Origin of the sequence: Pseudoroseomonas cervicalis ATCC 49957, from assembly GCF_000164635.1 — a bacterium.
Classification (GTDB): domain Bacteria; phylum Pseudomonadota; class Alphaproteobacteria; order Acetobacterales; family Acetobacteraceae; genus Pseudoroseomonas; species Pseudoroseomonas cervicalis.
Genome location: NZ_GG770777.1, coordinates 490,724 through 501,075, shown reverse-complemented (window position 1 = coordinate 501,075; position 10,352 = coordinate 490,724). Strand labels below are relative to the sequence as shown.

Sequence of the window (10,352 nt, the reverse complement as noted above, 5' to 3'; positions counted from 1 at the left end):
GGGGTCGTGATAGTGCAGCGTCGCCGCCGGGGGCGGCTCCACGGCGGGCGGCGCCTCCGCCGCCACCACGGGAGTCTCCTGCGGCGCCTCGGCCGGCAATTCCGGGGTCGGCGGCGCCGGGGCGGGCTCAGGCAGGGGGGCGCTGGCCGGCACGGGCGCGATGCGCGTCTCGGCCGGGCCCTCGAGCCAGGCAGCGGTGGCGGAGGCCTCGCGCCAGGCATCCGCGTTGCCGGGGTCCAGCGTCACGGCGCGGGCGTAGTGCTGCGCCGCCTCGCGCCGCTGCCCGAGCAGCTTGTTGGCATGGCCCAGCTGCAGCTGCAGGTCGGCATCCTCGGGCGCCAGCCGCTCGGCATCCTGGTAGCGCGCCAGCGCCTCGGTCAGATAGCCGGCTTCCTTCAGGCAATGGCCCTGCTGCACCATCAGCGGCCACGCCTCCGGCCGCAGCGCGACGACGCGGCCATAGAGCTCGGCGGCCTCGCTCCACGACGCGGCGTCGCGGCGCTGGTCGGCGGCGGCGAGCAGCGTGTCGGCTTCGGAAAGGGCGGGGTCGAGGTCGAGGCTCATGGCGCATCCTCGTAGAGCAGCCCCCAGGGCGGTGCAATTGGCGGCGCCATGGGCGGTGCCGTCAGCGCCACTCCAGCGCCGCGCCGGCGCCGAGCACGGCAGACGCCGCCTCCGACCAGCCCGGCCCTTCGTGCAGGACCAGCCCGGGCGCGATGCTGTCCGGCCCGCGCCCGCCGCGCCGCCCGCGCAGCAGGGCCCGGCGCGACTCCTGCCCGGCACGCGGCCAGAGCGGAAAAAGCGATATTTCTCCGCAGGCTGCGCCGCGCAGGGCGGCCGCACCCCCGGCGAAACGGGCGGTCGGCAGCACCAGCGTCAGGCTGCCGCGATGGCGCAGCGGCGCCGCCAGGGCGGCGGCCCAGGCGTCCAGGCCAGGGCCGTCCCCGGCATGGGTGGCGCCGGCGCGCAGCGCCACGGGCGGCGCGCTGCCCTCCGGCCAATAGGGCGGATTGGCGAAAGCGTGATCGCAGCGGGGCCAGGCGCGGCGCAGCGCCGGGTCGGCGATGTCGCCCTCCAGCACCTCGACCGCGCCGGCATGGCCGTTGCGCGCCGCGTTCTCGCGCGCCAGCGCCGCCAGTTCCGGGTCGCGCTCGATGGCCACGACCCGCAGGCCCGGCACCCGCGCCAGCAGGCAGAGGAAGACGGCGCCGCTGCCGCAGCCCCCCTCCAGCACCGTCTCGCCCGGGCGGGCGGGGATGGCGGCGGCCAGCATCACCGCGTCCAGCCCGGCGCGCAGCCCCTGGCGCGGCTGGCGCAGGGCCACGCGGCCGCCGAGCAGCCGGTCCTCGGTGCAGGCTTCGGGCTCGGCGAGGCTCATGCCTCCGCCTCCTCCGCCGGCGGGAAGCCCGCCTGGCGCAGCACGGAGACGGCGCGGCCGTGGTCCTCGGGCAGCACCGCCAGCCGGCGCGGAAAGGCGCCGATGCCGCCATGCAGGGCCGAGACATGGGTGTCCAGCTGCAGGCTGGGGATGCCGGCATCCGACAGCAGCGCCGCCAGGAAGCTCAGCCGCACCGGGTCCAGGCTCTCGGCCACCACCCGCATGGTCGATCGTGCTCCGCTGGGAAAAGAGGGGTTGTCGCGGCGGCCACCGCCGCGCGTCCAGGGGCAAGCTTGCTGGCCCGGACCCCGGTGGCTATGGTGCCCGCCCCAGCACAGAGGTCAATGGCCGCGTGAGCTTCCCCGCCGCGCCGACGCGCACCGCGCCCGCAATTCCCCCCGCTGCTTCCCCGGATGCCGAGGATGCGCTGACCGCCCTGGTCAGCCTGGTCCAGGAGGATCTGGAGGCCTGCAACCGCGAGATCATCGCGCGGATGCAGAGCCCGGTGCAACTGATCCCGCAGCTGGCCGCGCATCTGATCGCGGCCGGCGGCAAGCGGCTGCGCCCGCTGCTGGTGCTGGCCGCCGCGCGGCTCTGCGGCTATCGCGGCCAGCGGCATGTCGGCCTCGCCGCCTGCGTCGAGTTCATCCACACCGCCACGCTTCTGCATGACGACGTGGTGGATGAGAGCGACCTGCGCCGCGGCCAGGCCAGCGCCAACGCCATCTTCGGCAACAAGGCCAGCGTGCTGGTGGGTGACTTCCTGTTCGCCCGCGCCTTCCAGCTGATGACCGCCGATGGCTCGCTGGAGGTGCTGGACATCCTCTGCGGCGCGTCGGCCACCATCGCCGAGGGCGAGGTGCTGCAGCTGGTGATCCAGAACGACACCAGCTCGACCGAGGCGCAGTATCTCGAGGTGATCGAGGGCAAGACCGCCGCGCTGTTCGCCGCCGCCACCCGCGTCGGCGCCGTGGTGGCCGAGCGGCCGAAGGCCGAGGCCGATGCGCTGGAGGCCTATGGCCGCAATTTCGGCATCGCCTTCCAGCTGGTCGACGACGCGCTCGACTACTCGGCCGAGCAGGAGCGGCTGGGCAAGACGGTGGGCGACGATTTCCGCGAGGGCAAGATCACCCTGCCCGTGCTGCTGGCCTTCGCCCGCGGCGACGAGACGGAAAAGACCTTCTGGCGCCGCGTGCTGGAGGAGAAGCGGCAGGAGGAGGGCGACCTCGCCCATGCGCTCTCGCTGATGCACCGCCATCGCGCCATCGAGGACACCATCGCCCGCGCCCGCCACTATGGCGACCTGGCGCTGCAGGGTCTGGCGCCCTTCGCCGACGGCCCGGAGAAGCAGGCCCTGGCCGGGGTGGTGGAGTTCTGCATCGCCCGCGCGCGCTGACACGCGGCGCATCTTCCAAGGGTGATGAACCCGGCGGCCGGAGGGTCGCCGGGTTTTTTCATGCGCGTGCCACGGGGGCGCTTGCGGGCGCCGGGCCGTTTCGGCATGTTGGTGACATGTCAGTGACATGGGAAATGGCCTGTCATGTCCGCCCTGCTGCCCGTCGAAGTTCCGCCCTCGCTGACCGAGCAGGCCGTCGCCGCGCTGCGGCGTGAGATCCTGACCACCCGCCTGCTGCCCGGCGAGACGCTGAGCGAGGCGGCGGCGGCACAGCTGCTGAACCTCGGCAAGGCGCCGGTGCGCGCCGCCCTGGCGCGGCTGGCGGAGGAGGGGCTGGTGCAGGCGGTGCCGCGGCGCGGCTGGATCGTCTCCCTGGTCACCATCCGCGACATCCACGAGGTGTTCGACCTGCGCCTGCTGCTGGAGCCCGAGGCCGCGCGCCGCGCCGCCGGCCGTGTCGATGCCGAGGCGCTGCGCCGGCTCGACAATGTCTGCGCCTGTGGCTACCGGCCGGAGGACGAGGACAGCACCCAGACCTTCCTCGGCGCCAACAAGGCCTTCCATGTCGCGGTGGCCGAGCTCGCCGGCAACAACCGGCTGGCGCGGCAGATCGACCGGCTGCTGGACGAGAGCACCCGCATGCTCACCCTCGGCCTGCGCGCGCGCGACCGCACCGGCGAGATGGCGCATGAGCATCACGAGCTGATCGAGGCCATGGCGCTCGGCCGCGCCGAGGATGCCGCCGTCATCATGCACCAGCAGGTCCTGGCCTCCCGCACCATGGTGCTGGAGGCGCTGACCTCGCCGCATTCCAACACCGTCATCTGAGTCCGAAGGAAGCCGCCCATGTCCTTCATCGCCCCGCGCAGCGAGCCCGCCCTGCGCACGCACAGCCCGAGCCTGCGCCGCATGCTGGCCGACATCGCCATTGCCGCGCGCAGCGCGCTGGCCGGGCGCGAGGCCCGCATCGCCGCCGCCATCGGCGCGCATCTGGCCGAGCCCGATCTGCTGGATGGCCAGCCCTGTCCCTGCTCGCCGGAGCGCTATGTGCGGCATCTGCTGCAGGCCGACCCCGAGGGCGGCTATGCCGTGGTGGCGCTGGCCTGGCGGCCGGGGCAGATGAGCCCGGTGCATGCGCATCGCACCTGGTGCGCGCTTGGCGTCTATGCCGGCATCCTGACCGAGGGTTTCTACACCCCCGATGCCTGCGGCCAGCCGGTGCAGACCGGCAGCGTGCTGCGCCCGCCCGGCAGCACCTGCCACGGCCCGGCCGACCCGCACCTGATCCACCGCCTGGCCAATCTCAGCAGCGGCGAGGCGATTTCCATCCACGTCTATGGCGCCGCCTTCGACCGCTTCGGCGAGGACGTCAATCTGGTCTATGCCGGCTGACCGGCGCAGTCTGTCGGGGCCGTTTTCCGCCTGACAGGAGTCGCCGCCGTGACCGCACCGGACCTGCCCCCGAGCCTCTGGGCCGCGACGGCGCCGCCGCCGCCGGAGAGCCGGCCGCTGGCGGGCCCGGCGCGGGCGGATGTGGCGGTGATCGGTGGCGGCTTCACCGGCCTCTCCGCCGCGCTGCACCTGGCCGAGGGCGGCGCCGACACGCTGCTGCTGGAGGCGGGGCCGATCGGCTATGGCGCCTCCGGCCGCAACAACGGCCAGGTCATCCCCAATCTCTCGCGCCTGGACCCGGATGACATCGCCGCCCGCGTCACGCCGGAACTGGGCGGGCGCGACAAGGGCGAGCAGCTGGTCGGGCTGATCCGCGACAGCGCCAGCCTGGTCTTCGACCTGATCCGCCGGCACGGCATCGAGGCGGAGGCGGTGCAGAATGGCTGGATGCAGCCGGCGCACCGCCCCTCCCGCATGGCGCTGGTGCGCAAGCGCGCCGAGCAATGGGGCCGCCGCGGCGCGCCGGTGCGGCTGCTGGACAAGGCGGAGGTCGCGGCTCTGTCCGGCAGCGAATTCTGGGACGGCGGCTGGGAGAACCGCACGGGCGGGCGCATCAACCCGCTGGGCTTCGCGCGCGGCCTGGCGGCGGCGGCGATCGGCGCCGGCGCCCGGCTGCACACCGGCAGCCCCGCCACCGCCATCACCCGCGAGGGCCCGTCCTGGCGCATCACCACGCCTTCGGGCGAGGTGGTCGCCTCGCGCATCATCCTGGCTTCGCACGCCTACACCCCGCCCGGGCTGTGGCCGGGCTTCGAGCGCAGCATGGTGCCGGTGCGCTCCTACCAGATGGCCACCGCGCCGCTGTCGGACAATCTCCGCCGCAGCATCCTGCCGCAGGGCCACGCGCTGTCCGACACCCAGGGCGACCTGCACTTTTTCCGGTTCGACGCGGCGGGGCGGCTGGTGACGGGGGGCGGGCTGATCCTGCCCATGGGCTGGGACAACCGCATCCGCCGCCGCATCGCTGTTCGGGTGGAACGGGTCTTCCCGCAGCTCGGCCCGGTCCGCTTCAGCCATGCCTGGTGGGGCTACATCGCTGCCACCGACGACAAGGCGCCGCATCTCTACGAGCTGGCGCCGGGCGTGCTGGGCTGGAGCGGCTGCAATGGCCGCGGCGTGGCGCTGGCGACGGCGCTGGGGCGGGAGATGGCGCGCGCCAGCCTGGGCATGCCGCTGCGCGAGATCGCGGCGCCGGTGGAGAGCCTGCGGCGCATCGCGCTGCATGGCTTCGCGCCGCTGGGCGTCGCCTGGAACCAGGCGCTGTTCCGCTGGAAGGATGGCCGCGACTGAGCGCGGCGGGGCAGGGGGCGGCGCCCCCTGCGTGGCCCGGCCCCTCGACGGGGCCGGGTGACAAGCGTCAGGCCTTGTGCTGGTCCGGCGCGGCGTCGCTGTTCAGCGTGATGTACTTGGGCAGGCCGATCTGACGGATCAGCTCGAACTGCGTGTCGACGAAATCGGCATGCTTCTCCTCGTCGATGAGGATGCGCACGAACAGGTCGCGGGAGACGAAATCGCGCGCGCTCTCGCAATAGGCGATGGCCTCGCGCAGATCGGCGATCGCCTTCTCCTCCAGCTTCTGGTCGCAGCGCAGCACCTCCTCGACATTCTCGCCGATGAGGATCTGGTTCAGGCGCTGGACGTTGGGCAGGCCGCCGAGGAACAGGATGCGCTCGATCAGCTCATCCGCGTGCTTCATCTCCTCGATGGATTCTTCGTATTCGTGCTTGCCGAGCTTGGTCACGCCCCAATTGTCCAGCATGCGCGCATGCAGGAAGTACTGGTTGATGGCGGTCAGCTCGTTGGTGAGCTGGGTGTTCAGGTGCTCGATGACCTTGGGGTCGCGCAGCATGAGGAATCTCCGTCCCGGACAAGATGGGGCGCAGAGTGCCGAGCCGACCCTTTCAGGTCAAGCCTTTGTTTTTGCTTAAGATATGCAATTGCGTGGCGGTCTCAATCGCCACGCGCCAGGCTCAGTCGCCGGCCGCCGCCTGGGCTTCGGCCGGGCTCTGGTCGCGGATGATGGAGAGCATGGTGCCGGTGCAGCAGCCGCACTGCGCGTTGCAGTTGCAGGCGGCATAGACCTCTTTCGGCCGGTTGGCGCCGGCGGCGATGGCGCCGCGGATCTGGCTGTCGGTCAGGCCGTTGCAGAGGCAGACATACATGAAAGGCACCGCGTCGTTGCTGACGATGCGGTTGATAGACGTTCGCAACTCTATTTGCAAGTCATTCGCACTCTCGCAGCACCTTCAGCACCGCCTCGCCGTAGCGCTCCAGCTTGGTGGCGCCGACGCCGGGGATCTGCGCCAGCGCGTCGAGCGTCCCGGGCAGGGTGGCGGCGATCTCCGCCAGGGTGCGGTCCTGGAAGATCACGTAGGAAGGCACGCCCTGGGCCGAGGCCACCCGGCGCCGCCAGTCGCGCAGCGCGGCGAAGACCGGATCGGCATTGGCGGCGGCCGGCGCCGTGCCGCGCGCCGATCTGCGGGCGCCGGGGGCGGGGGCCACCAGCTCCTCGCGGAACATCACCGGCTGCTCGCCCTTCAGGATCGGCCGGGCGGCGTCGGTCGGCACCAGCTCGCCATGGTTCTCCACCGCCACGTCCAGCGCGCCCTGCGCCACCAGCTGGCGGGCGATGCCCTTCCAGGCGGTCTCCGGCAGGTCGCGGCCGACACCGAAGGTCGGCAGCTGGTCATGGCCGAACTGCGTGACCTTCTGCGTGGTCTTGCCCAGCAGCACGTCGATCACATGGCCGACGCCGAAGCGCCGCCCGGTGCGCAGCACGGCGGACAGCAGCTTCTGCGCCGGCACCGTGCCATCGAACAGCTTGGGCGGGTTCTGGCAGATGTCGCAGCGGCCGCAGGGCTCCGGCGCCTCCTCCCCGAAGCAGCGGAGAAGGATCTGGCGGCGGCAGGTCGAGGCCTCGGCGATCGCCACCATGGCGTCCAGCCGCTGCCGCTCGACGCGCTTCTGCTCGTCGCTGGCGGCGCTCTCCTGGATGCGGTGGCGGGCCAGCGCGATATCGCCGGCGCCGTAGAGCAGCAGCGCCTCGGCTGGCAGCCCGTCGCGCCCGGCGCGGCCGATCTCCTGGTACCAGCTCTCCGGGCTCTTCGGCAGGTCGGTATGGGCGACATAGCGCACATCCGGCCGGTCGATGCCCATGCCGAAGGCGATGGTCGCCGCCATCACCACCGCGTCGCCACGGGCGAAGCGGCGATGCGCCTCGCGCTTCTCGGCCGGCTCCAGCCCGGCATGGAAGACCAGCGCGTCATGCCCGTCGGCGCGCAGCCATTCGGCGGTCTGCTCCGCCTTGCGGCGGGTGCCGCAATAGATCAGCCCGGCGCCGGTGCCGTCGCCCGCGCGCTTGATGAAGCCGCGCAGCTGGCCGCGCTCATGGTCGCGGGGCAGGGCGGCCATGCGGATGTTCGGCCGGTCGAAGCTGGCGCGGAACAGCGGGCTGTCCTCCAGCCTCAGCTGCCGCTGGATGTCCTGCACCGTGCGCGGGTCGGCCGTCGCCGTCAGCGCCAGGCGCGGCACCTGGGGGAAGCGTTCGGCCAGCACCGGCAGGGCGCGGTATTCGGGGCGGAAGTGATGGCCCCACTGGCTGACGCAATGCGCCTCGTCGATGGCGAAGAGGGCGATGCGCATCTCGTCCAGCCGCGCCAGCGTGCCCTCGCCGGTCAGCCGCTCGGGCGAGACGTAGAGCAGCTTCAGCTGGCCGGAATCGAGGTCGCGCCACACCGCCCGCGCCTCCTCGGGCGGCAGGTCGGAATGCAGGGCGGCGGCGGCGATGTCCTGCTGGCGCAGCGCCGCGACCTGGTCCTCCATCAGCGCGATGAGGGGGGAGACGACCACGCCGAGCCCGGGGCGGCAGAGCGCCGGCACCTGGAAGCAGAGGCTCTTGCCCCCGCCGGTCGGCATCAGCACCAGGCCGGAGCCGCCCGCCACGGCGTGGCGGACCACCTCCTCCTGCAGGCCCCGGAAGCCGGTATGGCCGAACACGCGGTGCAGGACCTCGAGCGGGTCCTGCCACGCGGCAACATCCTGTGCGGTTATGGCGTCACCTGTTCCTGGCCGATGCGGATCTCCACCCGCCGGCTTTCCAGAGGCATCATCTCGAAGGGCACGGGCCCGCGCGGCGCCACGCGGATGCGCGCCGGCGCGATGCCCTGGGCACGCAGCGCGGCGGCCACATTCTCGGCCCGCGCGGCGGAGAGCGCCTGGTTGTAGGCGCGCCCGCCATCCGGATCGGCGAAGCCCAGCACCTGCACCGGCGCGCCCGGCTGCGCCTGGGCGGCCCGCGCCACCTGCGCCACCACGCCCTGCGCGGCCTCGTCCAGCGCGGCGCTGTCCTCGGTGAAGAACACCACCTGCACCGGCGGCGGCGCCGGCGGCGCTTCGCCGGGAAGAGTGCAGGCCGCCAGCAGCGGCAGCGACGCCAAGCCGATGAGGAACACGCGACGCATGCGCGCAGTCTCCGATCCAGAGGGGAGGGCGCATGGATGCGCGGTGCGTGGCGCCGCGTCAACCATGAGCAGGGCTGGCCCGGCCGCCGCACCTCGCCTAGCTTCGCCGGCTTCGCGAGCAGGAGGGGGGCGGCATGGCCCAGATCGCACTTGGCATCGTCGGCTTCGGCATCATGGGGGAGCGGCTGCTGCGCACCGCCTTCCCGCATCCGGAGGTGCGTCTGGCGGGGGTCTGGGACCCGTCGCCGGAGGCCGCGGCGCGGCTGCATGACGTGGCGCCCGGGGCGCCGATGCTGCCCGACGCGGCGGCGGTGATCGCGGCCTGCGACGCGCTCTACATCGCCGCCCCCCCGGCCGCGCATATCCCGCTGGCGCGCGCGGCGCTGGCCGCCGCCGCGCCGGACCTCGCCGCCTTGCGCGCCGTCATCGAGCAGATCGAATCGCCGCTGCGCGACACCGCCACCAACCTGGTCTTCGCCGATGGCAGCCCGGAGAGCGGGCTGATGCTGATCGGCGAGGCGCCGGGTGGCGATGAGGACCGACAGGGAAAACCCTTCGTCGGCGTCTCCGGCCAGCTGCTCGACCGCATGCTGGCCAGCATCGGGCTGGATCGTGGCCAGGCCGCGCCGGGACAGGGCTTCTACATCACCAACATCCTGCCCTGGCGGCCGCCCGGCAACCGCACGCCGACGGATGCCGAGATCGCCCTGTTCCTGCCGGTGGTGCTGCGCCACATCGCGCTCGTGCGGCCGCGCCATGTGGTGCTGCTGGGCGGCACCGCGGCCAAGGCGCTGCTGCGGGCGAAGGAGGGCATCACCCGGCTGCGCGGCCGCTGGCACGACCTGCCGCAGGAGGCCGGCGGCCTGCCCGCCCTGCCCACGCTGCACCCCGCCTATCTGCTGCGAAACCCCGCCGCCAAGCGCGAGGCCTGGGCCGACCTGCTGATGCTGCGGCGCACCCTCGATCGCGAAAATTCGCCCGATCCGCCAACAAAATAAACCAGACTTGATGCAACCACCCCGCGCAAACCCCTGATTTCAGTAAGGTTTGTGTCATGGGGTGAGATTTGTCCCGACAATCGGAGTTGTGTTGTCGGTTCATGCTCTTTAACGCCAACCCCGCCATGCGAGCGTTCTGCACCATGGCCCTGCGTCCGCGCCTCCTCGCCCTCGGGCTTGGCGGCGCGGCGTCGCTCTGGGTGGGGGTTCAGGTCCCTGCCCAGGCGCAACGGGCCGGAGAGACCGCCCCCCTTGAGCGGGCTATGAGCGTCCCCACCCCACGGCCCGGTGCCGGCGTGGCGGGACTACCGCAACCCCTTGCCCCGTCCGACGCCGCCCGGCTGCGGCGGATTTTTGCGCTGCAGGCCGAGGGCCATCTCGCCCAGGCCCAGGCCGAGGCGGAACGGCTGGAGGACCGCCGGCTGCTCGGCCATGTCCTGGCCGATCGCTGGCGCCAGCCCGGCGCGCCCGAGCCCTCGGTGCCCGAGCTGTATGCCTGGCTGGCCGAGTATGCCGACCACCCGGACGCCGCCTATCTGCACGGCGTGCTGCGCCACCGCCTGCCGCGCAACGCGCCGCACCCGCCGGCGCCGCCCGACGAGTTCCTGGCCCCCGAGGCCGAGTCCGTGCCGGAGGAGAGCGAGCCGGTCGGCCGCACGCTGCGCCGC

Annotated in this window: 11 protein-coding genes and 2 pseudogenes; 6 read left to right on the top strand and 7 right to left on the bottom strand. The window is 72.9% G+C overall.

The window, feature by feature from the left end; genetic code table 11:
- The 3 genes and pseudogenes from HMPREF0731_RS24855 to HMPREF0731_RS02130 form a co-directional block, all read right to left on the bottom strand.
- Nucleotides 1-564 (bottom strand): annotated as a pseudogene (locus HMPREF0731_RS24855) (hypothetical protein); the annotation flags it as partial.
- A 61-nt stretch (nt 565-625) separates the two neighbouring features.
- Entirely contained in the window at nt 626-1,378 is a 753-nt protein-coding gene (locus tag HMPREF0731_RS02135; RefSeq protein ID WP_007002355.1) for a tRNA1(Val) (adenine(37)-N6)-methyltransferase, read from the bottom strand.
- The gene (locus tag HMPREF0731_RS02130) at nt 1,375-1,602 is read right to left on the bottom strand and encodes a putative signal transducing protein (protein ID WP_007002354.1); all 228 of its coding nucleotides are present in this window, start codon (nt 1,600-1,602) and stop codon (nt 1,375-1,377) included. The genes HMPREF0731_RS02135 and HMPREF0731_RS02130 overlap by 4 nt, the downstream gene beginning before the upstream one ends.
- Before the next feature lie 167 nt (nt 1,603-1,769).
- On the opposite strand from HMPREF0731_RS02130, the gene HMPREF0731_RS02125 reads away from it, so the two are divergent.
- The 4 genes from HMPREF0731_RS02125 to HMPREF0731_RS02110 all read left to right on the top strand — a co-directional run bounded on the left by HMPREF0731_RS02125 (nt 1,770) and on the right by HMPREF0731_RS02110 (nt 5,516).
- On the top strand, nt 1,770-2,774 hold the full coding sequence (locus tag HMPREF0731_RS02125; protein ID WP_051014682.1) for a polyprenyl synthetase family protein: 1,005 nt from the start codon (nt 1,770-1,772) through the stop codon (nt 2,772-2,774).
- A 144-nt stretch (nt 2,775-2,918) separates the two neighbouring features.
- Nucleotides 2,919-3,602 carry a GntR family transcriptional regulator gene (locus HMPREF0731_RS02120; protein WP_007002352.1) on the top strand — a complete coding sequence of 228 codons (684 nt, stop codon included), beginning with the start codon at nt 2,919-2,921 and terminating at the stop codon, nt 3,600-3,602.
- 18 nt (nt 3,603-3,620) lie between these two features.
- Nucleotides 3,621-4,166, top strand: a complete 546-nt coding sequence (locus HMPREF0731_RS02115; RefSeq protein WP_007002351.1) for a cysteine dioxygenase family protein — start codon at nt 3,621-3,623, stop codon at nt 4,164-4,166.
- Between the two features lie 48 nt (nt 4,167-4,214).
- Nucleotides 4,215-5,516, top strand: a complete 1,302-nt coding sequence (locus HMPREF0731_RS02110) for an NAD(P)/FAD-dependent oxidoreductase (protein ID WP_007002350.1) — start codon at nt 4,215-4,217, stop codon at nt 5,514-5,516.
- 67 nt (nt 5,517-5,583) lie between these two features.
- Here HMPREF0731_RS02110 and bfr read toward each other — a convergent pair whose 3' ends face one another.
- The 4 genes from bfr to HMPREF0731_RS02090 form a co-directional block, all read right to left on the bottom strand.
- Nucleotides 5,584-6,075: a bacterioferritin gene (gene bfr / locus HMPREF0731_RS02105; protein ID WP_007002349.1), complete on the bottom strand. Its 492-nt coding sequence runs from the start codon at nt 6,073-6,075 to the stop codon at nt 5,584-5,586.
- Nucleotides 6,076-6,196: 121 nt separating this feature from the next.
- Nucleotides 6,197-6,436: a (2Fe-2S)-binding protein gene (locus HMPREF0731_RS02100; RefSeq protein ID WP_245538225.1), complete on the bottom strand. Its 240-nt coding sequence runs from the start codon at nt 6,434-6,436 to the stop codon at nt 6,197-6,199.
- Nucleotides 6,437-6,449: 13 nt separating this feature from the next.
- Nucleotides 6,450-8,276 (bottom strand): DNA helicase RecQ, encoded by a 1,827-nt coding sequence (recQ, locus tag HMPREF0731_RS02095; RefSeq protein WP_051014681.1) that lies wholly within the window; start codon nt 8,274-8,276, stop codon nt 6,450-6,452.
- Nucleotides 8,273-8,686, bottom strand: a complete 414-nt coding sequence (locus HMPREF0731_RS02090; RefSeq protein WP_007002346.1) for an OmpA family protein — start codon at nt 8,684-8,686, stop codon at nt 8,273-8,275. The genes recQ and HMPREF0731_RS02090 overlap by 4 nt, the downstream gene beginning before the upstream one ends.
- 134 nt (nt 8,687-8,820) lie before the next feature.
- Here HMPREF0731_RS02090 and HMPREF0731_RS02085 point away from each other — a divergent pair, with 134 nt between their 5' ends.
- Nucleotides 8,821-9,684: a uracil-DNA glycosylase gene (locus HMPREF0731_RS02085; protein WP_007002345.1), complete on the top strand. Its 864-nt coding sequence runs from the start codon at nt 8,821-8,823 to the stop codon at nt 9,682-9,684.
- A 263-nt stretch (nt 9,685-9,947) separates the two neighbouring features.
- A pseudogene (locus HMPREF0731_RS24850) lies at nt 9,948-10,352 on the top strand (lytic transglycosylase domain-containing protein); the annotation flags it as partial.